Here is a 22,223-nt window from a genome sequence, read left to right as displayed (position 1 = left end):
CCGATCATCAACTGACGGACGTACGGCAGAACACGACGGAACCACGACGGAACACGACAGCAGCGAGAGGTGATCGATGGGCGTCACGGACCCCGCCGGGCCGGTGATGGACCGGGACGAGGTGGACCGTGCGCTGGCGCGGCTCGGCGCGGAGCACGAGGCGATCGAGACCTCACTCCTCGCCCTGCAGGACCACGCGGGACGCAGACTCCTCGAGGGCGCCGAGCTGACGGGCATCACCAAGGAGCGGTGGGCGGCCGCGGAGGCGTCGATCACGCTGCTGTGGGCGTACTTCGACGCGTACACGGACGCGTTGCGCTCCGCCCGGGAGATCCGCTCACGGCGCCGCTGGTCCAGCCGCGAGGACCTGGTGGAGCTGACGGAGCTGCTGCGCGGCGAGTCGGTCACGGTCGCGGGCTCGGCGACGGCCACGGCGAACGCACCGACCCGGCTGTCCGCCCCGGGCAAGCTCAGCCGGCAGTTCTCCCTGGCCGCCCTGGTCGACCTGATGAACGAGCTGTATGCGTCGAGCCTGGACATGGTGGTCGCGGCCGACGCGGTCTGGTCGGCGCTGCCCGCCCGGATCGATTTACTGGCCGCGGAGCTCCAGCGCACCCGTACGCTCGCCCACTCCGTCGGGGTGCGCCCCGGCGAGCACCCTTCCGGCGACGACCTGGAGCGCATCACCCGCACCCTGACCACCCTGCGCGAGCAGGTCATCTCCGACCCGCTCGCGTACTGGATTCCCGCGCAGGGGAGTTCGGCGCCGGGCGGCGGCCGGCCGGACACCACGGTGTACGACCGGGAGGCCCGCGCCCTGGAGGAGGTGCGCCGGGAGATCGACGCCGTGCTCACCGTCCGGCAGGACGCGGAGCAGCGGCTGGTGAAGCTTCGGGACGTGCTCAGCCGAGCCGACCGCACACTCGCGGAGGCACGCAACGCGCGCGGGGAGGTCCTCGCGAAGATCGCCGCCACGGAGGTACCGGTCGTCAGCGGCCCGCCGACCGTGCTGCAGGAGCAGCTGGCGACGGCCGCGGAGTACCGCAGACACGCCCAGTGGCACCGTCTGTCCCCGCTTCTGGAGTCCCTGGAGCAGAAGGCGGAGGACGAACTGCTGCGCGCCCGCGAGTCGTTGACCGCGGTCACCGCGCCGCTGGCGGTCCGCGCCGAGCTGCGCGGCCGCCTCGACGCGTACAAGGCGAAGGTGGCGCGCCTCGGATACGCCGAGGACCCGTTCCTGATCGAGCGGTACGACGCGGCGCGCCGCATGCTGTGGAGCGCACCGTGCGATCTGCGCGTCGCCGAACAGGCCGTGCTGCGCTACCAGCAGGCGGCCGCCGAAGTGCTGGGCGCCCCGCGCGTGCCGCCGCAGGGCGGCCCGCAGGACCGCAGGGAGACGGGGGCATGAGCGACAAAGGGGGCACGTCGTCATGAGTGAGGCACAGCAGAGCTGCCAACGACCGGACTGCGAGGGCGCGTACGAGGACGTGGGCGGCGGCGAGCTGTACTGCGACACCTGCGGTCTCGCGCCGGTCGTGTCGGCGAAGGGCATGGTGAACTCGCCGGCCACCGGCATCACCGGCGACGGCAAGGGCTCGCAGGACAGCGGCAGTTCGCGGGCCGGCAGCCGCGGCAGCTCGCGTACCTCCTCGCAGTCGTCGAAGTCCCGGCGTTCGGTGTCGGGGCGGCTCTCGCGCTCCTTGTCGGGGAAGTCCACGGGCCGTTCGGTGTCGGTGCGCAGCTCCGGTTCCGGCACCAGCACCGGCTCCCGCGGCCGGCTGGGCGTGGGCCTGGTGCAGGTGCCGGACGTGCCGCGGCCCGATCCGCGCGCCATGGTGCTGGAGAACCCGGAGGTGCCCGAGCGCAAGCGGTTCTGCTCGCGCTCGGACTGCGGGGCGCCGGTGGGCCGCTCGCGCGGTGACCGCGCGGGCCGCACGGAGGGCTTCTGCACCAAGTGCGGCAACCCGTATTCGTTCGTACCGAAGCTGAAGGCCGGCGACGTGGTGCACGGCCAGTACGAGGTCGTGGGCTGTCTGGCGCACGGCGGGCTGGGCTGGGTCTACCTCGCCGTGGACAAGGCGGTCTCGGACCGGTGGGTGGTGCTCAAGGGCCTCCTGGACACCGGTGACCAGGACGCGATGGCGGCGGCGATCTCCGAGCGGCGCTTCCTGGCCGAGATCGAGCACTCCAACATCGTGCGCATCTACAACTTCGTGGAACACCTCGACCAGCGCACCGGTTCGCTCGACGGCTACATCGTCATGGAGTACGTCGGCGGCAAGTCCCTGAAGGAGATCGCCAACGGCCGCCGCACACCCGACGGCAGGCGGGATCCGCTGCCGGTGGAGCAGGCGTGCGCATACGGCATCGAGGCGCTCGAAGCCCTCGGCCATCTGCACAGCCGCAACCTGCTGTACTGCGACTTCAAGGTCGACAACGCGATCCAGACCGAGGACCAGCTCAAGCTGATCGACATGGGCGCGGTGCGCAGAATGGACGACGAGGAGTCGGCCATCTACGGCACGGTGGGCTACCAGGCGCCGGAGGTCGCCGACGTCGGCCCGTCGGTGGCGAGCGACCTTTACACGGTCGCGCGCACGCTGGCCGTGCTGTCCTTCGACTTCCAGGGCTACACGAACGTCTTCGTGGACTCCCTGCCCGACCCCGACAACATCGAGGTCTTCCGCGAGTACGAGTCCTTCTACCGGCTCCTGGTCCGCGCCACCGACCCGGACCCGGCCCGCAGGTTCGCCTCCGCACAGGAGATGGCGGAGCAGCTGACGGGCGTACTGCGCGAGGTCGTCTCGCTGCAGACGGGGCGTGCGCGGCCCGCGCTGTCGACGCTGTTCGGACCCGAACTGAAGGCCACCGACACGGAGTTGTTCCCGAAGCTGGAGGGGGACGTCTCGCGGCTCGGGGCGCGGGTGGTGCAGCCGCGGAGGGGACAGCAGCCGCAGCTCCCCGCGTCCGCGAACGGCACGGCGGCCCTCGTCAAGCACGTCGACTCCCCCACCGCGGCCCTCGCCCTGCCCGTCCCCCGCGTCGACCCCTCCGACCCGAACGCGGGTTTCCTGGCGGGCCTGATGACGACCGCGCCGGCCGAGTTGCTCGGGGCGCTCGCCGCGGCTCCGGCGGCATCGGTCGAGACCCGGCTGAGGCAGATCCGCGCCTGGCTGGAGAACGGCGACTCGGCCACCGCGCAGGGCGCCCTGCAGACCCTGGAGACCGAGCGGCCCGACGACTGGCGGGTCGTCTGGTACCGCGGCGTGGCCGCGCTGGTGACCGGCGACGAGGAGGGTGCCGCGCTCGCCTTCGACGCGATCTACGACGCGTTCCCCGGCGAACCCGCGCCCAAGCTCGCGCTCGGCCTGTGCGCGGAGCTGCTGGGCCAGCTGGACAACGCCGCCGAGTACTACCGGCTGGTCTGGTCGACCGACCCCAGCTATGTGAGCGCCGCGTTCGGCCTGGCCCGCGTGCAGCTCGCCGCCGGGGACCGGCGCAGTGCGGTACGGACGCTGGAGTCGGTGCCGGAGTCCTCGATCCACTACACGGCCGCGCGGGTGGCGGCCGTACGGGCGCGACTGCGCGGACGTACGGCGGCCGCTTCCGACGTACCGTTCCTCGAGGACCTCAGGGCAGCCGCCGGGCAGGTCGAGGCGCTGGAGGCGTACGGTCTGGATCCGGCACGCCGGGAGCAGTTGTCCGCCGAAGTCCTCGGCTGCGCGCTGGACTGGATACTCTCCGGTGGCCAGGTGGTTGCTCCCGCCGCGCAGCGCGTGCTGCTCGGCAGCGACCTGGACGAGCGGGGACTCCGCTTCGGCCTGGAGCGTTCGTACCGCACGCTGGCCCGGCTGGCGCGAGGCGGCGAGGAGAGGATCGACCTGGTGGAACGTGCCAACCGTTACCGCCCCCGGACGTGGGTGTAGTTGATGTCGCAGATGCCCCAGCAGGCCGCCCTGTCGAACTGCCCGAGCTGCGAGTGGCCGCTCGAGTCGGGTGACCGTTTCTGCGGTGCGTGCGGATACGACCTGTCCGTCGTGCCCGCACGGCCGGACGACCATCCGACGATCGCCCTGAACGGCTCGGCCCTGCCGCCGGGCGAGGGCGGCGGTGCGGCCTGGCCCGTCGCCGCCGCTCCGGGCGGCTCCGACACCCCGGCGGCGACCCATCTGCCCACGGACCTGCACGGGACGGACTCGGGCGGCTCCCCGCTGCCGCCGGAGCAGCCCACCGGATCGCCGGTCTCCCCGGCCTCCGGGGTGCGCTTCGACCGGCCGCCGGTGCCCGACGAGTACCCGCTGCAGGCCCCGGACCCGCGCGTGGCTTCGCTCGCCGCGCCCGCCGAGGAGGCCAAGCTGTGCGTGGCCTGCCGTGCGGGCCGCGTCGACGACGACGGCTACTGCGAGAACTGCGGGCACGCCCAGCCCCGGGAGCGCGACCACATGGAGCAGGAGTCCGGCCCGGTGGCCGCCGTCAGCGACCGCGGACTGCGCCACCACCGCAACGAGGACGCGTTCGGCATCGGCACCGCCACCCTGCCCGACGGCGCCCCCGCGTCCGTGGCCGTCGTCTGCGACGGCGTCTCCTCCGCGACCCGGCCCGACGACGCCTCGCTCGCCGCCGCCCGCGCCGCGAACGATGCGCTGCTCACCGCCCTGCCGCACGGCACGCACCCGCAGCAGGCCATGCACGACGCGATCGTGGCCGCCTCGCACGCGGTCAACGCCCTGGCCGACGAACCCGCCACCGCCCGCGAGCACTCCCCGCACCAGAACGCACCCGCCTGCACGATCGTCGGCGCGGTCGTGACACCCGGGCTGCTGGTCGTCGGCTGGGTCGGCGACAGCCGCGCCTACTGGGTGCCGGTGGACCGCAGTTCGGCCCCGGTCCGGCTCACCGAGGACGACTCGTGGGCCGCGCAGATGGTCTCCGCGGGCCTGATGAGCGAGGCCGAGGCGTACGCCGACGAGCGCGCCCACGCGATCACCGGCTGGCTCGGCGCGGACGCCTACGAACTGGAGCCGCACACCGCTTCCTTCAAGCCGGACCGGCCGGGTGTAGTGGTGGTGTGCACGGACGGACTGTGGAACTACGCGGAGGCGGCCGAGGAGATGGCCGAGGTCGTGCCGCCGGATGCCGCCGTACGTCCGCTGCACAGCGCCCGTGTGCTGGTCGGTCACGCCCTGGACGGCGGGGGCCACGACAACGTAACAGTGGCCGTCGTGCCGTTCCCGGCCGTGCCTCAGGGGGCAGGATCGGCCTGAGGCCGTATTCGGGGATGCCTCAGCGGACCGGAGGGGACCGGTCCGCATACAGTCATCACCCCGCGAACGCGGGGTTTTCGAGGGGGATTTGAGTAGGCATGGCCAATTTCTCGAAGTCCAGCGTGCCGCAGTTCTCGATGGACGTGTACCAGAACGAGTACCTGCCCGAGGGCGGCCGCGAGGTCAACGCCATCGTCACGGTCACCGCCACCGGCGGCGGCACGGTCGGCAGCGCGGTCGCCGCGCCCCACCTCTACGCACCGGGGGGCGGCCCGTCGGCGGGGGTGGCGATCATGGTCGACTGTTCCGGCTCGATGGACTATCCGCCGACCAAGATGCGCAACGCGCGTGACGCGACGGCCGCCGCGATCGACACCCTGCGCGACGGAGTGCACTTCGCGGTGATCGGCGGCACACACGTCGCCAAGGAGGTCTACCCGGGCGGCGGACGCCTCGCGGTCGCCGACGCCGCCACCCGCGGCCAGGCCAAGGAGGCCCTGCGCAAGCTGAGCGCGGGCGGCGGCACGGCCATCGGCACCTGGCTGAAGCTCGCCGACCGCCTGCTCTCCTCGGACGAGGTCGCCATCCGGCACGGCATCCTGCTCACCGACGGCCGCAACGAGCACGAGTCACCCGAGGACCTCAGGGCCGCCCTGGACTCCTGCGCCGGACGGTTCACGTGTGACGCACGTGGCGTGGGCACCGACTGGGAAGTGAAAGAAGTCACAGGGATCGCCTCCGCGCTGCTCGGCACCGCCGACATCGTCGCCGACCCGGCCGCCCTCGCCGCCGACTTCACGCAGATGATGGAGAAGGCGATGGGCAAGGAGGTCGCCGACGTCGCTCTGCGGCTGTGGACGCCTGTCGGCACCGCCATCAAGTTCGTCAAGCAGGTCGCGCCCACCGTCGAGGAGTTGACCGACCGCCGCACCGAGGCCGGCCCGCGCGCCGGGGACTACCCCACCGGCTCCTGGGGTGACGAGTCCCGTGACTACCACGTATGCGTCGAGGTCCCGGCCGCGAGCCTCGGCCAGGAGATGCTGGCCGCCCGGGTGTCCCTGGTCGTCCCGCAGCCCGACGGCAGCGCGCAGAACCTCGGCGCCCAGGGCCTGGTCAGGGCCGTGTGGACCGACGACATGGCGGCTTCCACCTCGATCAACCCACAGGTCGCCCACTACACCGGGCAGGCCGAACTGGCACAAGCCATCCAACAAGGGCTGGATCTTCGCAAAGCGGGCGATATGGATGGAGCAACGGCCAAACTGGGCCGGGCTGTTCAGCTCGCCAGTGCCTCCGGAAACGCGGATACTGCGAAACTGCTTGCGAAGGTGGTGGACGTGGTCGATGCCACGACAGGTACTGTGCGACTGAAAGCGAAGGTCGAGGAGGCCGACGAGATGACTCTCGAGACACGGTCGACAAAGACTGTTCGTGTAAAGAAGTGACACCGGACGTCACGTCGCCGTACACATCACAGGACCGCATAGGACCCTGAAGGAAAGGGGGAAGCGCCGACATGCCGACCTGCCCGAACGGACACCAGTCGGGTTCCGACGACTGGTGCGAGGTCTGCGGTCACCGCATGGCCGGTGCCGTGCCTCCGCCCCCTCCCCCGCCGCCCCCGCCCGGCGGCGGCTACGGCTTCCCGCCGCCAGGCCAGGGTCCTCAGCCCGTCGGCCGCCCGCTGTCCGCGGTGCCGGAGCACGAGCCGGAGCTCTGCCCGCAGTGCCGTACGCCCCGTGAGGGCGGTGCGCCGTTCTGCGAGGAGTGCCGGTGGAACTTCCTGACGAACACCGCGACCTCGTACACCCCGGCCGCCCCGCACCCGCCGGCGCCCGGCCCCGGCGGGCCCTTCCAGCAGCAGCCGCCGCCCGGACCGTCGTACGGCGGCGGCGACTCGTACGAGTACCAGGGCTCGCGCCCGTCCCAGGTGAACCGCCCGGCGGAGCCGATCCCGCCGAGCCCGTTCGGCAACGAGCCCTCGGGCCCGCCGCCGAGCCCCTTCGGCACCGAGCCCCCCGGTCCGCCGAGCCCGTTCGCCGACCGGTCGGGCTTCGGCCCCGACCCGTCGCGTCCGGTTCCGCCGCCGCCCGGGCCCACACCGCACGGCGGCCCCGGTGGCCCCGGTGGCGCCCCACAGGCGTTCCAGCAGCCCGGTCCGCCGGCCCCGCCCCGCTTCCCGCAGGAGACGGGACGTCCGCCGCAGCAGGGCGGACCGTCCTTCGGCGGCGGTGACGACGACTGGGTGATCTCCCCGCCGTCCGGCGGCCCCGGTGCGCCCGGTGGCCCCGGTCAGGGCGGTGGCTACGGCTATCCGCAGCCCGGCCCGACCCAGGCGCCCCCGCCCGGCCAGGGCTTCCCGCAGACCCACGGCGGGCCGGTGACCTGGACGGCGACCATCGGTCCGGACCGCGAGTACTTCATGGCGATGATGCAGCGCTCCGGCCCCGAGGCCGCGGGCCTCAACCTGCCCGCGTACTCGCCGGAGCAGCAGCGCACCCTCAGCGGCAACCAGATCACCATCGGCCGCCGCCGGCACTCCACCGGCGACACCCCCGACATCGACCTGGCGGTGCCGCCGGAGGACCCGGGCGTCTCGCACCAGCATGCGGTGCTCGTGCAGCAGCCGGACGGCAGTTGGGCGGTCGTGGACCAGAACTCGACGAACGGTACGACTGTCAACGGCTCTGATGAGCCGATTCAACCGTTTGTGCCGGTGCCGTTGCAGGACGGGGATCGTGTGCACGTCGGCGCGTGGACGACGATCACTATTCGCCGTGGGTAGCCGGCGCACCCCGCGCCCCTGAGGGCGGCTGACTCACCGGAGGGGCCAGACCGTACGGCCCTTCCGGGGCGTCCAGCCATGCCCACTCCTGCTCGCCGTCGACCGTGATGCCGTAGCGCTCCCGTTGCGGTTGCTCTTCGCGCTCCCACAGGGCGAAGGCCTCCTGGGGGGCGAGGGTGCCGCGGGTCAGGGTCAGGAGGAAGCGGAAGAGTTCGTGGTCCCTGGCCCGGCGGGGGATGTCGCCGAGTTGGAGTGTCTCCTGCTCGGGACGGGTCTCGCCGCGCAGCGGTACGAAGTAGGCGGGCGTGTGCAGGAAGCGGCCCTCGGCGTGGGTGGGGTCCCGGACCGTCAGGGCGATCAGGCCGGTGGCGAACGGGGCCAGGATGCGGGCGCCCGGGTTGCACTGGGCGAGCCAGGCGCGCGGGATCGAGGTCAGGGCGCAGGTGGCGATGATCCGGTCGAAGGGGCCGCGCTCGGGGACTCCGCGGGCGCCGTCGCCGGTCACGACGGCCGGGCGGTAGCCGGCGGCGGCCAGGTGCTGCCGGGCCGACTCGGTGATCTCCGGCTCCAGATCGACGGTGGTGACAAGGTCGTCGTCGCCGAGCCGGTGGGCCAGCAGGGCCGCGTTGTAACCGGTGCCCGCGCCGATCTCCAGGACCCGGTTGCCGTCCTCGGCCCTCAGCTCGGCCAGCATCCTCGCCATCAGCGACGGCTGGCTGCTGGAGGAGAGCAGCTCGCCGTCGCGCAGCCGCGTGGCCAGCGGGGCGTCCTCATAGGCCCCACGCAGCCAGCGCTCGCGCGTCCGCGGATCGGGGCTCTCGCCCCACCGTCGCTCGTAGCCGCCCACCCCACCGCCGACGTAGTAGTACGGCACGAAGAGATGGCGCGGGACCGCCTCGAACGCCTCCCGCCACACCGGGTCCTCGTCCCAGGCCCCGCTCGCCTCGATCTCTCGTACGAGTTCCGCCCGCGCGGTGGCCGCGAGATCGTCCAGTTCCTTGTCGACAGCAGCTGCGCCCATACGTCCACTGTGCTGCGGGAGAGGGGACGAGGCGAGTACCGAAGCCGCCAGATCCGGAATGTCCGCTTCCTGAATGCGGGGGCGGGACCTAAGCCTCAAGTCCTCCGCCGAGCGGTCTGAGAACATGGAGGGCGTGAATGAGATTCGGCGCGGCACGCTTCAGGAGCAGACCTTCTACGAGCAGGTCGGCGGGGAGGAGACCTTCCGCCGCCTCGTCCACCGTTTCTACGAGGGCGTGGCCGAGGACCCGGTGCTGCGGCCCATGTACCCCGAGGAGGACCTGGGCCCGGCCGAGGAGCGCCTCACGCTGTTCCTGATCCAGTACTGGGGCGGCCCGACGACGTACAGCGACAACCGCGGCCACCCCCGGCTGCGTATGCGCCACGCCCCCTTCACCGTGAACCGCGAGGCGCACGACGCCTGGCTGCGGCACATGCGGGACGCCGTCGACGAGCTCGGTCTGTCCGAGGAGCACGAGCAGCAGCTGTGGAAGTACATGACGTACGCCGCGGCCTCGATGGTGAACGCCCCGGACTGACCCTGACCGCATGACGCGCCGATTCCGGTCGTACGACGCCGGGATCCGGTCACGATCCGGTCAAGCCCGGGAGGTCTGGACGACCACGGGGGTCGGGAGTGACGCCGTTCGGCGCGGTGGCACGGTTCGTCCTGTCACGTACGGGTCCCGCAGCGAGTGATGCAGGGCCGCGTCGCCCCGCCGCCGACGCCGCGCTGAGCGCCAAGACCGACGTGCCGGCACCACCGGACCTGTCCGGACGACTACCGGACGCTGACGTCCAACGCCCCAAGTCCCGCACGCCGTACGGCAATCGACCCGTACGGCGTCCGCAGTCGCAGCCAGGCGCCCGACGAGACCAACGCCAGGTCACCGGCGCCCTGGGTGGACCGGAGGAACCCGAGCGACTGTGCCGCGTGCGCGGCCCGTACCGGGAGACGGGTGTCGCCGACGGTCCGGGACCAGATCTCCCGTCCGATGCGGTCGAGTTCGGCGCGTGTACGCAGCTCGGGCGCCAACTCCCCGGTGCGGGAGCGGAATTCGGCGACGGCCGCGCCGACCATGGCCCGCAGGGCATCGGGCGCGGGCAGCCCCGGCTCGGGCCGCCAGCCGCCGCGCGGCGGGAGGACACCCGCCCAGGGCGGCCCGGTGACCGCCGCCGGAACGCCGGCCGTCGCGGCCGACTCGTCCACCGTCTCCAGGAGTTCACCGGCGGACACGGTCACGTCGAGCGTGACGTCGAGCCCCTTCTCGTACGGCTTGGCGAGCCGCACCGCGCGGATCGCCAGTACCTCGAAGGACGGCGGCCGTCCGAAGACGGCGAGCGCGGTCCGGGCGGCCTGGAGGCGTACCGCGGCACCGCGGTCGTAGTGGAGCAGCCGCGAGAGGAAGGCCGCGAGGTCCGCCGCCTCCCCCTCGTCGGCAAGGTGGAGCACCGTCATGCGGCGACGGCCTCCTCCTCGGCGTCGTCCCGGTACCCCTCGAGGAACTCCCGCTCCTCGGAGGTGATCCGGCGCGGCCGCTGTGTCTCGAAGTCGAACGGCACGACGACCGTCAAGGCCCGTACATAGACCAGGTCCTCGTCCTTCACCTCGTAGGTGACGGTGAAGGACGCGGCCCTGATCTCGGTGACCCACAACTCGATGTCCACCGGGTCGGGCCGGTGGACGAGCTGCCGCTTGTAGTCGATCTCATGGCGCGCCACCACGGACCCCTGCTTGGACTCCTTGCCCCGAAGGGACAGGAAGTCGATGCGGGCCTCCTCCAGATACCGGAGGAAGATCGCGTTGTTGACATGGCCGTATGCATCCATGTCCGACCAGCGCAGGGGGCAGCGGTAGATGTGACGCAAGATCGATCAGCCCCGGGTCAGCTTCTTGTAGGTGGCGCGGTGCGGACGCGCGGCGTCGGGTCCGAGCCGCTCGATCTTGTTCTTCTCGTACGACTCGAAGTTGCCCTCGAACCAGAACCACTTGGAGTCACCCTCGTAGGCGAGGATGTGCGTGGCGACGCGGTCCAGGAACCAGCGGTCGTGGGAGACGACCACGGCCGCGCCCGGGAACTCCAGCAGCGCGTTCTCCAGCGAGCCGAGGGTCTCGACGTCGAGGTCGTTGGTCGGCTCGTCGAGGAGCAGCAGGTTGCCGCCCTGCTTGAGGGTGAGCGCCAGGTTGAGGCGGTTGCGCTCACCACCGGAGAGGACACCGGCGGGCTTCTGCTGGTCGGGGCCCTTGAAGCCGAAGGCGGACACGTATGCACGCGACGGCATCTCGACCTGGCCGACATTGATGTAGTCGAGCTCGTCGCTGACGACGGCCCAGAGGGTCTTCTTCGGGTCGATGTTCTCGCGGCTCTGGTCGACGTACGAGATCTTGACGGTCTCGCCGACCTTGATGGAGCCGGAGTCCGGGGTCTCCAGGCCCTGGATCATCTTGAAGAGGGTCGTCTTGCCGGCGCCGTTCGGGCCGATGACACCGACGATGCCGTTGCGCGGCAGCGTGAAGCTGAGGTCGTCGATGAGGACCTTGTCGCCGAAGCCCTTGCTGAGGTTGGTGACCTCGACGACGATGCTGCCGAGCCGCGGACCCGGCGGGATCTGGATCTCCTCGAAGTCCAGCTTCCGCATCTTGTCGGCCTCGGCCGCCATCTCCTCGTAGCGCGCGAGACGGGCCTTGGACTTGGCCTGGCGTCCCTTGGCGTTCGACCGCACCCACTCCAGCTCTTCCTTGAGCCGCTTGGCGCGCTTGGCGTCCTTCTGCCCCTCGACCTTGAGACGGGTCTGCTTGGTCTCCAGGTACTTGGAGTAGTTGCCCTCGTAGCCGTGCAGCCGGCCGCGGTCGACCTCGCAGATCCACCCGGCGACGTTGTCCAGGAAGTACCGGTCGTGGGTGACGGCCACGATCGTGCCGTCGTACTTGGCGAGGTGCTGCTCCAGCCAGTTCACCGACTCGGCGTCGAGGTGGTTGGTGGGCTCGTCGAGGAGCAGCAGGTCGGGGGCCTCGAGCAGCAGCTTGCAGAGCGCGACGCGGCGCCTCTCACCACCGGAGAGGTTGGTGACGGCCCAGTCGCCGGGCGGGCACCCCAGGGCGTCCATGGCCTGCTCCAGCTGAGCATCGAGATCCCATGCATTCGCATGGTCGAGCTCTTCCTGCAGCTTGCCCATCTCGTCGAGCAGCGCATCGGAGTAGTCGGTGGCCATCAGCTCGGCGATCTCGTTGAACCGGTCGAGCTTGCCCTTGACCTCGGCGACGCCCTCCTGGACGTTCTCCAGGACGGTCTTGTCCTCGCTGAGCGGGGGCTCCTGGAGCAGGATGCCCACGGTGTAGCCCGGCGACAGGAACGCGTCACCGTTCGACGGCTGCTCCAGTCCCGCCATGATCTTCAGGATGGTCGACTTACCGGCACCGTTCGGGCCGACCACACCGATCTTCGCGCCGGGCAGGAAGTTCAGCGAAACGTCGTCAAGGATGACCTTGTCGCCGATTGCCTTGCGCGTCTTGCGCATGGTGTAGATGTACTCAGCCAAGAGAAACCGTCCGGCAGCTTGAAATCTGGCAGTGGGCAGATACACCCCATCTTGCCTGACCGCCACCCCTGGGGGGAAACGGGTATGGTCGGGCGGCTCTGACCTGCGACTCCTCCGTCGCCAGCCCCGGCGCATCTGTCACTGTCGGTCGCCCTTGAGTAGCCTCGGGCGCCGTCGCACGGCCCAGAGGCGGCCCAGAGAACGATCACTCGGCAGACATCCGACACTCATCCAGCCGGACCCTGACCTGGTGGTTGTGGGCGTGCCAGAAGACCTCCCCCTCGACGCAGGCTCCGATGGCAGGTAGCTCCATCCCCAGCGGCATGGCAGTGATCTCAGCCAACGCCACGGCAGGGGGCACACCGTCTATACGTATGAAGACGCCGAAGGGCTGGCGGCCGATGACCTCTCCCGTGATGCGGGTCCCGACCGGCAGAGCTGCGACGGTTGCCGCCCAGCTCCCGAGAACTACGTCTACGGCCGGCAGGTCGGGACCCGTAGGCCACGGGTACTCGTCCATCGACAGATCATGACGCAGCGATGGGCCGACGACAGCCACCCTCGACGGCGGGCGTGACGACCGACCACGCACGCGTGTGCCTCGCCGCACCACCACCGGCCTCACCCGCGCTGCTGGTGCCGTCGACCGGAGCAAGGCGCGCCGGCAGACCCGTGGGGAGAACTCCGAAGCGGCTCGACTCCCAAAAACTCTCAGCTTGGGAGGCTCGGGCGTTTGAGGGAGGGATGGCTGCTGACCTGCGGGGCAAGGGCGCTGGTGTCTGAAACCCGCAGGCCGGTTTCCCCCGCATTCCCAATGGTTCCCCGCACTGTCTGGCACGAGTTGGGCGGGTACGCGGGCAGTCGAGGCCCCCTGCCATCGTCTCCCGCGACAATGCCGCGATGCGACGCTGGTCGTGGGGTTGGGGGAAGGAACGGCGTTGATCATTCGTGGGGTGCTCGGACTGCTCCTGTTGCTCGCGGTCAGCGTCTGCACGGCGGTGGCATGTGGCTACCGCGGTATCGACGTTCGGGTCTGGGATTGGGCAGACGTGGTAGTCACGCGTCGGACCCGGTACGGAACGCCCTGGAGGAGCCTTACCACCATGCGGATCTACTTCGGCGTCATGGGGATCTTCTTTTTGACGGGATGGCTGCATACTCTGGCCCGCTGACAGGACTGGGAGTCGCTGGCGTCAGCATTTACCGAGCATGCACAGGGCTCCGGGTCCCACTGCCCTGAGTAGATGGGCGGCCCGACTCCCGCTGCAGCAACGCCTCACCTCCGCCGAACTCGTCCCAGTCGACCTCGACGACTCCCGCTCCTTCTGCGGCGGCTGTCATAGCCCGCTGGGCATCGAAGATTGCTTCGCGCTCCGAACGTGAGCCGTATTGGTCGTCACTCAGACGCAGGCGCGATGACGGGAGCTTGGCAACGTAGGGGCTGGGATCGTGCCAGTAGGTTCCCTGGCCTTGCTCTTCGACGACTGCGTAATTCACGATCTCCCCTCGGCTGACCGCTCAAGGTACTCGGGCGGCATACCGATCGCACGTAGTCGGGATGAGGTCGGTGCGGCTCGGTCGCCGGCGAACGCAGGACTTGAACCTGCGGCCTCATCTTTATCAGGTCGATCACGGGGGTCTGTCAACGTCGATCAACCGCCCCTGCGCCTCGGCCGATCGTCCACTGAGGTCCGGCATCGACCGCTACTGTTCGTGCTTGTTGGTGTCAGCCAGTGGTGTCAGCCGCCGCCCGCGGTCTTGACAAGCGCGGTTCTTCTCTCCGGCCACCAGTCTGGAAGACGGTATATGGGGACGGCGGCTGACCTGGTAACTCGGAGCAACCGTCATTATCCGTAGCTGGGCGTTGCGCCCCGTCTAATCGTGCGTGGAATGGGCATGGGCACTAATTCAGGCCTGGATGCAGTCTTGAACAACTTTGCGAGCCAGCAAGCGCTTCGGTTCGCAGAGTTCGTCCTCGATGGCATCAGCCTGGGCCGCGTCGAGCATGACCGTGGCCGGGTACGTTGTACCAATGGACAGCCGAGCAACACGCAGCTCGATGGCTGGGAGGCCGGAATCCTTGGCTTGGCGGCCCAGAGGGTCGGAATCTGTAGTTTCCCCGTTGCCTGAGCTGACACCGTTGCGCTTGTTCCGTGCGCTATCGGGCAATGATGCCGTGTGTGCGCCAACCTTCGCCCAAAAGTACTGGTCTACGCTCCGCACAGTGCCGGTCCGGCCGAATGTTCGTGCCGCAATCGCCAGTCGATGTACTTCGACGGTGACGATGTCGGCCAGTTGCCGGTCGCGCAAGGCTGAGACAGCCGCCTGCGTAGAAGCTACACGAGCAGCCACAGCGTCCGCCCGGAACTCTGTGCGCCGAGCACTTGGCAGCGTGAGCCGAACCAGCAGCCAAACGGCGCCCTTCATCAGCAATCCTGGGATCCAGAGCGCCCAATTCGTAGTTCGGCTATGAGCCTTGAACCGCACTTCTGCTAAGGCCACATCGCCCGCATACAGGGCGAGCGGGGACGCAGCGAAGGCCACCTCTGCTGTATCGGGCCGGTGCTCCATCAGATCCGCCCCGCCGGCCAGGGAAGCGAGCGCGATACCAACCAGCGCCCCGCGTCGGACATCGCGAGATGCAAAGTGCCCCAATTCATGTGCGACAGCAGCAACTCTCTGCTGCGGTGCAAAGGTCAGCCAGAGAGGGTAGCCGAGCACCAGCCGCCGTCTGCGTCGTACGCCGTAGGTGGAGACCCGTACGGCAAAGTCCGTGCTGACCTGCACGACGTCGAGGCGCCGTACGCCGACCGCGTCCGCTACGTCATCCAACAGCGCGTACAGGGCGGGCGCTTCTTCCCGCAGCAGCGTGGGTAGGTGTGGGTCGAGTCTGTCGAAACGGGGACGCAATAGGGCGGCGCACACGAGTAGCACGAGCCCGATCAGCGGTTGCAACAACCGTCCTGAGGCCCAGAACGATCAGCAGCAGACCGCCGATCAGTAAACTCACCGTCAGGATATGCAGCAGACAAGCGACGCCATAAGCAGCAGCCGTAGCCGAACTCGCCCGGTCGGGCATGTCAGCCTCGACCTCAGCGGATACCCCCTGACCCTGCATGGCTCTCTCCCCCGGCTGGTCACTGAAAGGGACATCCTCCTCGGAACACAGAGCGCTGACAAGATCCGTGTTTTCGTGCGAGGGTGCAGTTTCGCTGGGCCGCCAACCGATTCGTGTTTCTGATCTCGTGTCCGTGTGTGCCCAGTATTCGCCGTGTCTTACCGCGTCATCAGGCACGCATGGGGCACGGTTCCGAGCACAAGGCGCGCTCGACAACTACCTCTTCCACCACTCACCCCAGCTCCCATCCTGTACGCCGTCGACCCACACACCGTGGAGCGGGCGTGGTTCATGGCGTCCAGGTGGAGCGCGCCACTGTACGAACGACCTGGACGCCATGGGCCACGTCTGCTCGGCTCCGCCTGGGTCGACGGTGGACGGGATGGGAGCACCCCGCGCACGCCACCACGGACCCGCGGCCGGGAACGGCGCCTCCTCCGTCCCGGTGCCGGCCGGTCCCCCTCGCCGGAGGCGTTGTTGCGCCTTCACGCGTTGCCGTACCTCGGCTCACGCCCCATCGGGTCGTTCCAGCCGGAGCACATCCGCGACTGGAACCGCCAGTTCGAAGACTCCGTAGCGTCGGCGCAGTACCGGCGCCTGATCTTCGACGCTGTCTCCTCGGTACTCAACGCGGCCGTAGATGACCGCTTGCTGGCCTCGAACCCCTGCCGGGCTCGATCGGTCAAGGCACCTCGTCCAGCACCGACACGCGTCCATCCCTGGTCCGCTGAGCAGGTGTTCGGCGTACGGGCCGGACTCCCCGAGCGCTAGAAAACCACAGTCGACGTCGGCGCCGGATGCGGCTTGCGACAGGGTGAGATCTTCGGCTCGCCGTCGACAACATCGGTGACCTCGGCTGGCTCTACGTCCGCCAACAGGTCAAAAAGGTGCGCGGGACGCTCGTCTTCGCCCCACCCAAGCGCGGCAAGCTCCGTGACGTCCCCCTCGACCCCGAGGTGTCGGCCGCGCTCCAAGAGCACATGAAGCTGTTCCCGCCCGTCGACATGACCTTGCCGTGGCTCCGGCCGGACGGCCCGAAGGTGACACACCGCCTCGTCTTCACGAGCGGCATCGGCGCCGCCATCTGGAGTCAGGGGTTCAACGATCAGGCTTGGAAGCCCGCGTTGGCTTCCGCCGCAATTATCCCCGTCCCCGAGAAGGGCCAGCGTTACGCACCGGCCCGCGAACACGGCATGCACGCTCTACGGCACTTCTACGCCTCGGTCCTCCTGGACGCCGGAGAGAACATCAAGGTGCTGAGCCTCTACCTGGGTCACAGCGATCCGGGGTTCACGCTCCGCGTCTACACGCACCTGATGCCGTCCAGCGAGACCCGCACCCGGAAAGCCATCTCCACGATGTACCGGGCCGCCGGTCACGCTCATGACGGTCCAGGAGCGGCCCAAGCCGCCTGACCCGGCCCCTCATCGGCAGGAAAATCCGCTGGTGAGGGGCCTCTTAATGCCTTCCGTCGGCGAGTAACCAGTGCCTGGCGTCCACCCTGCGGTGGAGTGGCTGTCCTGTCCGACAGGGTGGCGCCGCGCCGCGCGAACGGGTGATTCAGGTGGTTTTCCCGTTGTCGGATGGAAGGGAAAAGGTGGCATTTGTGCGCTAATGAGGCGCATGAGCATCAGGGAGGAATCATGCCGATACAAATGGCCGCGCTCGCGCGCGGCAGTGCGGTGCTGGTCACCGCCGCGGCGACCGCCGCCATGCTGAGTGCCCCTGCCCAAAGCATCGAAGCCAACGACGGGCGGAAAGACGGCGGGCGGGCGAGCGCGACCAAGCAGATCGCATCCTCGGTGCTTGACGCGGACGAGAACGTCAAGTTCACCCTGACCGCGATTCGGTCCACCGTCGACCCGCTGAAGGCCTCCGTTCGCCTGAAAGCCTTCGTTCGGCAGCACGGCCGGTTCGTACTGTCGGACGAGGTACAGGTCGGCGCTGCGGACGGCTGGTTCTGGTTCCCGGTCACCGGGCGGGGCGCGATCTGCGAGTTCTCGACGGCGAGCACCAACCCCGCGCCCGTTACCGCGAGCTTGCTGATCACCCCGTCGGTCGGATGCTCGCTCCCCGAGCGTTTCGAGCTGCGGGACGGGAAATTCGAAGCCGACGGCCACAGCTCGCGGGCCCCGCGCGGCGGAGTTAGCGCCGGGGGTGGCGGCATGGCCGGACGGACCGCCGCTCAGGGCGCGGTTGAGCAGGGCGACGGCCCAGAGACGGCCCAAGCCGCCTGACACGGCCCCTCATCGGTGGAAAACCCGCTGGTGAGGGGCTGTTTCATGCCCTCCGGCGGCAAGTAACACCCCATCTTGCCTGAGGTCCAGCCTTGGGTGGTAACCCATATGGCCGGGAGGCTGTGACCTGGGGTTTCACTGTCGGCGGCGGTGGGTGCTCAGGCTCCGGGGTGCTGGTGGGGCTGCTGCGGCTGCCCGTGGGGCCGGCCGCCGGGGACGCCCGTGGACTGGGCCTGGAGCTGTTCGGCCTGTTCCTTGGTCAGCTTCTGTTCCGTGCCGCAAAAGGTGCACTGCGTGGCGTACCTCGTCGAGATGGGGAAAAGCGGCACGAAGAAGAGCGTGAACTTCGTGACGCGCTTCCTGAGCGTGTGCGCGGCAGGGTTGCCGCAGCCTCCGCACACCAGCGTGAGTATCGCGAGCTGGTACAGGTATCCCCTGGTGCCAAAGATGATCACGAGATCGGCCCTTCTCGGGTCGGTGTCCGCCGCCGGGTGGTAGACGCTGACCGAGATCTTCTCGCAGTTTCACCCCCTCGGCGCCATGATCACCGTCGGTGCTCGCCGTTCACCTTCGACAGCCCCTGAGCCAACAGCAGAGCAGCTGCGGCCGTCGCCCCGAGCACGCCCGCCCACCGGAAGGCGCGGGAGGAACGCCAGGACAGCACCGACCACCGGGACTGCGCGGACAGCAGTGACCCTGTGCTCAGCCATGACCCGGCCGAGATCAGCGACAGCGCCGATCCGATCGATCCGACGGAGAGTGCGCTCCCGATCGACCCGACGGACAGGGCCGACCCGACGGACCCGATGGACAGCACCGACCCCACCGAGCCGATCGACAGCACCGAGTCCTGCGACCACAGGGACAGCACCGAGCCCGAGGATGCGCACGGCGCCGACGATACGGATGACTTCGTCATGAGGCCATCCTGCCCATTGATCTCGCCGGGCTCCATGTATGTGGCCGAACGCCCCTTGGATGGACGGCTGTTGGGGAAGTGACGGACCAGTTCAGTACAGAGCCGCGGCGAACTCTGCGCGGTGCGCCGCCGTGTAGTCGTGCTCGCGCTCGGACCAGGCGATGCGGGCGGCGATCCGGTCTTCGCCCGCGCGGTGCGGTCCGGGCCGGTCGCGTTGGTCGTGCCACCAGCGGGCGTTGCGGGTCTGGCGGTCCAGCATCGCGTCGATCAGGGTCGGGCGGCTCTGCGGGACGAGGCCGTAGGAGTCGGCGAGGAGCCGTACCTGGGCCGCCTGGGCGGAGACCGGTCCTCGGTCGGAGCGGGACGAGACGCACCATGTCCAGGCCAGGTATCCCAGGTCTTCGAGCGGGTCACCTGGCGCTGCTGTGTCGAAGTCGATGAACGCGGTGGGCAGGTCGTCGTGGAAGCCGAAGACGACGTTGTTGGGGCCGGGGTCGTGGTGGCACACCACGGGGGCGGTGCCGGCGAGGTCGCTGCCGCGGGTGGCCTCGTGCAGCTTGCGCAGCAGGGTGCCGGCCGCGCTGACCTGCAGGTCCGTCCAGCGCCGGAAGCGGGACGGCACCCATCCGGAGAGGTACGAGAGCATGTCGCGTCCCTTCTCGTCGGTGCCGAGGTAGCGGGGTGCGCCGGTGAACCCGTACCGCTCGAGGTGGGTGAGAAGGGCGCCCACGAAGGCGGAGGACCCTGTTGAGGGCCGCCGTACGGTGTCGGCGACCCTCACCACCCCTGGCGTGATGCGTCCCCCCCGTCAGGGGCACTTCCTCGTCATCACGGGGCACCATCTCGCGCCCCCCTTCCTCCGACGGCTCAGTCCTGTGTCGGTGCGTCCTTCTTTCCTACGAGGACCAGGGCCGCGCCGCCGATCACCACGAGGGCGATGGCGATGCCCGCGATCAGCGGGGTCGTGCTGGAGCCGCCGGTGGCGGCGAGGTTGGTGTCGTCTGCCGTGCCGCCCACCGTCGCGGGGCTCGGTTCGCTGAGGATCTGGGTCGCGTTGCCGGTCGCGGAGGTCTGGGTCCTGCAGTCGAGGATGCCCGTGAAGCGCTCCTTGAGGCCGGCGGGTCCCGTGATCGTGAAGTCGTAGGGCTGGTCTTCCTGCAGAGGGATCGTCACCGTGCGGGACTCGCCCGCCGGGATGCTGTGCTCGATCCCCATCAGCTCGAAGGTGAATGCCTCGTCGCCCTGGTTGACGGCGGTGATGTCCACCCCCTGCTTGGCGCAGTTCCTCACGGCGGAGAGGGCCGGTATGGCGCCCTTCTTCGCCCAGGTCGCGCCGGCCGTCGCCGAGACCGTCGACTCGCTGGAGCCGGCCAGTATCTGCGTCTGGCTGTGGGTGTCGGAGGCGAAGGCGCGGCCCACGGGCACGGTGGTCGAGGCCTGCACGGTGAGCTCGGCCGAGTCGTCGGCGGCGTGCTCGGGCACGTCGAAGAAGACCTGGGTGCCGTCGGCCGCGGAGGTGAGGGGCTTGCCGTCCTTGCCGACGATCCGTACCCCGCTGGTCGCCGCGTCCATCGGCGGCGTCACGGTCACACCGGCCGCGTTGGTGTGCACGGTCACCGGGCCGAGCAGCTCGCCGGGGTGGCCGGAGACCGCGGGCGGGTCCAGCGTCATTGACGCCTCGGGCTCCGCCATGTCGACGGCGCTCTTCTGCAGGTAGTCCGCAAGCTTCTCGGCCTGCGGGTCGACGGCGTCGACGTCGGCGTGGTCCGAGTAGCGCCAGATGGCCACCTGGGTGCCGGCCGCCGCATCCTGCTCGGTCAGGCCGCCCCGGACGCCCGCCTTCGCAGCGAGCGTTGCGAGGTCGTTGACCTGCGGGTAGGAGTTCTGCAGGATCCAGCGGATCCGGCCGGCGTTCTTGTTGGCGCCCAGTGAGGTGCCGCTCCAGGCGGTCTCGTGGTACTTGGCGTCCCGCCGGGTGGGGTTGTGGATGTCGACGCAGTACGTCTGCAGGGTGCCACCGCCGTCGACGGACATCTCGAACAGGCCCGCCGAGACCTGCTGGTCCCCGGTCTTCTCGTGGATCACCGCGGTGCCGTACGTCTTGAGGCCGCCTATGGTGGCGGTCGCCCCGCCCTGGCTCTGTGTCGTCTCCTCCGCGGTGGCCGTACCGGCTCCGGAGAGCACCCCGACGGCCACAAGACCGGACACCAGCGTCGCGGCGGCGAGACGCACGGCCCCTCGCCTGCGCGCGGACGGCGCAGAGAACGAAGAAAACACCAAATTCCCCTTCGAGCAGGACCATTGACATGGGGGGTGTGGTCCCACCAGCAGAATCAGAAGCCCCGAGAGCTATGCCGGGCATCCTATGGACGCGGCGCACCACGCTTGCCGGTCATACCGTCGGACAAGCGATCCGACTCGGAATCGTTATCGCCAAGACGGCCCATGAGCAGGGCTTATCGACAAATCCACCGGACCGTTCGGAACGCATTCGCCGATAAGCCGCAGTACGGTCAGCTCCAGGCACCGCCTGACATCACGTCACCGCGGCTGGCTCCGCCTCCCGTTGGTCCGAGTCGTCCCCTGAACCGGCGGGCGGGGTCTCCCAGTTGGGCTCTGGCTGTTGGGGCGCTGCAGCGGTCGTCCCCGGTTCCGCCCTGCCCGGCCGCCGGAAGGCCGAGGTCCCCCGCGTGAGGTCATGGCCGATCGCCACCGCCTCGAGATCCGCCGAGACCCGGTTCTGCCCCTCGCGCGCATCCTCACGTACCTTGAGCCTGCCCTGCACGATGACGGGGTCGCCCACGTCGAGCGAGGCCGTCACGTTCGTGGCCAACTGCCGCCTGGCCCACACCGTGAAGAAGTTGGTGTGGCCGTCGGTCCACTCGTTCTTCTCGCGGTCCAGATAGCGCGTGGTCACCGCGAGCCGGAAGCGCGCCGACGGCCCCGACGCCAGATCCCGGAACGCCGGCTTCGTCGCCACGTTCCCCACGGCGCAGATGATCGTCTCGTTCATCACGACCCCCTCCCTCGCCCGGCCGCCGGGGCCGGGCGGACATGCCCACGGGCCCGTCCCGTACGGCTGCGTCTGCCGCGGCGACCGTGTACCTCGGTGTACCTCGCGATCGCCGCACCGCCAGACTGCCTCCGTCGGGCCGGGCCCGCTGAGCCCTGTGGACCGTCCCCCGCCTGTGGAAAACTCCATCACCCGGACGAGTGAGTCCAGGGAAACCCCGACGAGTGATCATCCAATGCCGCGAAGTTAAGGATTCGCAGTCGGTGTCAACTGGGGCCGGGCATATAGGTGGAGCCTCTGCTGTTCAGCGGATCGACCAAGATCTTT

18 protein-coding genes and 1 pseudogene are annotated in these 22,223 nt (G+C 69.6%); 8 read left to right on the top strand and 11 right to left on the bottom strand.

What is annotated here, in order from left to right:
- Window positions 1-76: 76 nt before the first annotated feature.
- The 5 genes from AB0N07_RS33870 to AB0N07_RS33850 all read left to right on the top strand — a co-directional run bounded on the left by AB0N07_RS33870 (window position 77) and on the right by AB0N07_RS33850 (window position 8,049).
- Window positions 77-1,408, top strand: coding sequence for a hypothetical protein (locus AB0N07_RS33870; RefSeq protein WP_365841722.1), 1,332 nt, complete (start codon window positions 77-79; stop codon window positions 1,406-1,408).
- Between the two features lie 22 nt (window positions 1,409-1,430).
- Complete coding sequence (locus AB0N07_RS33865; RefSeq protein WP_365841720.1) at window positions 1,431-3,926, top strand: tetratricopeptide repeat protein; 2,496 nt, start codon at window positions 1,431-1,433, stop codon at window positions 3,924-3,926.
- Window positions 3,927-3,929: 3 nt separating this feature from the next.
- Window positions 3,930-5,264: a protein phosphatase 2C domain-containing protein gene (locus tag AB0N07_RS33860; RefSeq protein WP_365841718.1), complete on the top strand. Its 1,335-nt coding sequence runs from the start codon at window positions 3,930-3,932 to the stop codon at window positions 5,262-5,264.
- A gap of 98 nt (window positions 5,265-5,362) precedes the next feature.
- A complete protein-coding gene (locus AB0N07_RS33855; protein WP_365841716.1) occupies window positions 5,363-6,709 on the top strand; it encodes a VWA domain-containing protein in 1,347 nt (448 codons plus the stop codon).
- 71 nt (window positions 6,710-6,780) lie between these two features.
- Window positions 6,781-8,049: an FHA domain-containing protein gene (locus AB0N07_RS33850; RefSeq protein ID WP_365841714.1), complete on the top strand. Its 1,269-nt coding sequence runs from the start codon at window positions 6,781-6,783 to the stop codon at window positions 8,047-8,049.
- On the opposite strand, the gene AB0N07_RS33845 is transcribed toward AB0N07_RS33850, so the two are convergent.
- Window positions 8,033-9,070 carry a methyltransferase domain-containing protein gene (locus AB0N07_RS33845; RefSeq protein ID WP_365841712.1) on the bottom strand — a complete coding sequence of 346 codons (1,038 nt, stop codon included), beginning with the start codon at window positions 9,068-9,070 and terminating at the stop codon, window positions 8,033-8,035. The two genes, AB0N07_RS33850 and AB0N07_RS33845, sit on opposite strands and share 17 nt — an antisense overlap.
- Before the next feature lie 124 nt (window positions 9,071-9,194).
- Between AB0N07_RS33845 and AB0N07_RS33840 the strand changes: the two genes are divergently transcribed.
- Entirely contained in the window at window positions 9,195-9,608 is a 414-nt protein-coding gene (locus AB0N07_RS33840) for a globin (RefSeq protein WP_365841710.1), read from the top strand.
- 242 nt (window positions 9,609-9,850) lie between these two features.
- Here the strand turns inward: AB0N07_RS33840 and AB0N07_RS33835 are convergent, their stop codons facing one another.
- The 5 genes from AB0N07_RS33835 to AB0N07_RS33815 form a co-directional block, all read right to left on the bottom strand.
- A complete protein-coding gene (locus AB0N07_RS33835; protein WP_365841707.1) occupies window positions 9,851-10,528 on the bottom strand; it encodes a hypothetical protein in 678 nt (225 codons plus the stop codon).
- A complete protein-coding gene (locus AB0N07_RS33830) occupies window positions 10,525-10,938 on the bottom strand; it encodes a thioesterase family protein (protein ID WP_365841705.1) in 414 nt (137 codons plus the stop codon). The genes AB0N07_RS33835 and AB0N07_RS33830 overlap by 4 nt, the downstream gene beginning before the upstream one ends.
- Window positions 10,939-10,944: 6 nt before the next feature.
- Complete coding sequence (ettA, locus tag AB0N07_RS33825; RefSeq protein WP_365841703.1) at window positions 10,945-12,609, bottom strand: energy-dependent translational throttle protein EttA; 1,665 nt, start codon at window positions 12,607-12,609, stop codon at window positions 10,945-10,947.
- A gap of 205 nt (window positions 12,610-12,814) precedes the next feature.
- Window positions 12,815-13,129, bottom strand: coding sequence for a hypothetical protein (locus AB0N07_RS33820; protein WP_365841701.1), 315 nt, complete (start codon window positions 13,127-13,129; stop codon window positions 12,815-12,817).
- A gap of 1,388 nt (window positions 13,130-14,517) precedes the next feature.
- Entirely contained in the window at window positions 14,518-15,564 is a 1,047-nt protein-coding gene (locus tag AB0N07_RS33815; protein ID WP_365841699.1) for a M48 family metallopeptidase, read from the bottom strand.
- Between the two features lie 640 nt (window positions 15,565-16,204).
- Between AB0N07_RS33815 and AB0N07_RS33810 the strand changes: the two are divergent.
- A pseudogene (locus AB0N07_RS33810) lies at window positions 16,205-17,142 on the top strand (site-specific integrase); the annotation flags it as partial.
- A gap of 228 nt (window positions 17,143-17,370) precedes the next feature.
- Window positions 17,371-17,964 (top strand): hypothetical protein, encoded by a 594-nt coding sequence (locus AB0N07_RS33805; protein WP_365841697.1) that lies wholly within the window; start codon window positions 17,371-17,373, stop codon window positions 17,962-17,964.
- Window positions 17,965-18,122: 158 nt separating this feature from the next.
- Here AB0N07_RS33805 and AB0N07_RS33800 read toward each other — a convergent pair whose 3' ends face one another.
- The 5 genes from AB0N07_RS33800 to AB0N07_RS33780 form a co-directional block, all read right to left on the bottom strand.
- The gene (locus AB0N07_RS33800) at window positions 18,123-18,419 is read right to left on the bottom strand and encodes a zinc-ribbon domain-containing protein (RefSeq protein ID WP_365841695.1); all 297 of its coding nucleotides are present in this window, start codon (window positions 18,417-18,419) and stop codon (window positions 18,123-18,125) included.
- A gap of 89 nt (window positions 18,420-18,508) precedes the next feature.
- The gene (locus tag AB0N07_RS33795; protein WP_365841693.1) at window positions 18,509-18,883 is read right to left on the bottom strand and encodes a hypothetical protein; all 375 of its coding nucleotides are present in this window, start codon (window positions 18,881-18,883) and stop codon (window positions 18,509-18,511) included.
- Window positions 18,884-18,974: 91 nt separating this feature from the next.
- Entirely contained in the window at window positions 18,975-19,613 is a 639-nt protein-coding gene (locus tag AB0N07_RS33790; RefSeq protein WP_365841691.1) for an aminoglycoside phosphotransferase family protein, read from the bottom strand.
- Window positions 19,614-19,750: 137 nt separating this feature from the next.
- Complete coding sequence (locus tag AB0N07_RS33785) at window positions 19,751-21,160, bottom strand: Cys-Gln thioester bond-forming surface protein (RefSeq protein ID WP_365841689.1); 1,410 nt, start codon at window positions 21,158-21,160, stop codon at window positions 19,751-19,753.
- Between the two features lie 259 nt (window positions 21,161-21,419).
- Window positions 21,420-21,896 carry a single-stranded DNA-binding protein gene (locus AB0N07_RS33780; RefSeq protein ID WP_365841687.1) on the bottom strand — a complete coding sequence of 159 codons (477 nt, stop codon included), beginning with the start codon at window positions 21,894-21,896 and terminating at the stop codon, window positions 21,420-21,422.
- Between the last annotated feature and the right edge of the window lie 327 nt (window positions 21,897-22,223).

Origin of the sequence: Streptomyces sp. NPDC051172 (assembly GCF_040682555.1) — a bacterium.
Lineage (GTDB): Bacteria > Actinomycetota > Actinomycetes > Streptomycetales > Streptomycetaceae > Streptomyces.
Note: the sequence above shows the minus strand (reverse complement) of the source record. Positions and strands in the feature narration are given on the sequence as shown.

Excerpts from the sequence above, each read along its gene's own strand:
- AB0N07_RS33835 (WP_365841707.1), bottom strand. The coding sequence starts at position 10,528 with ATGACGGTGCTCCACCTTGCCGACGAGGGGGAGGCGGCGGACCTCGCG.
- AB0N07_RS33870 (WP_365841722.1), top strand. The coding sequence starts at position 77 with ATGGGCGTCACGGACCCCGCCGGGCCGGTGATGGACCGGGACGAGGTG.
- AB0N07_RS33805 (WP_365841697.1), top strand. The coding sequence starts at position 17,371 with ATGCCGATACAAATGGCCGCGCTCGCGCGCGGCAGTGCGGTGCTGGTC.
- AB0N07_RS33840 (WP_365841710.1), top strand. The coding sequence starts at position 9,195 with ATGGAGGGCGTGAATGAGATTCGGCGCGGCACGCTTCAGGAGCAGACC.
- AB0N07_RS33860 (WP_365841718.1), top strand. The coding sequence starts at position 3,930 with ATGTCGCAGATGCCCCAGCAGGCCGCCCTGTCGAACTGCCCGAGCTGC.
- AB0N07_RS33780 (WP_365841687.1), bottom strand. The coding sequence starts at position 21,896 with ATGAACGAGACGATCATCTGCGCCGTGGGGAACGTGGCGACGAAGCCG.
- AB0N07_RS33850 (WP_365841714.1), top strand. The coding sequence starts at position 6,781 with ATGCCGACCTGCCCGAACGGACACCAGTCGGGTTCCGACGACTGGTGC.
- AB0N07_RS33845 (WP_365841712.1), bottom strand. The coding sequence starts at position 9,070 with ATGGGCGCAGCTGCTGTCGACAAGGAACTGGACGATCTCGCGGCCACC.
- AB0N07_RS33795 (WP_365841693.1), bottom strand. The coding sequence starts at position 18,883 with ATGACGAAGTCATCCGTATCGTCGGCGCCGTGCGCATCCTCGGGCTCG.
- AB0N07_RS33865 (WP_365841720.1), top strand. The coding sequence starts at position 1,431 with ATGAGTGAGGCACAGCAGAGCTGCCAACGACCGGACTGCGAGGGCGCG.
- AB0N07_RS33820 (WP_365841701.1), bottom strand. The coding sequence starts at position 13,129 with ATGGACGAGTACCCGTGGCCTACGGGTCCCGACCTGCCGGCCGTAGAC.
- AB0N07_RS33855 (WP_365841716.1), top strand. The coding sequence starts at position 5,363 with ATGGCCAATTTCTCGAAGTCCAGCGTGCCGCAGTTCTCGATGGACGTG.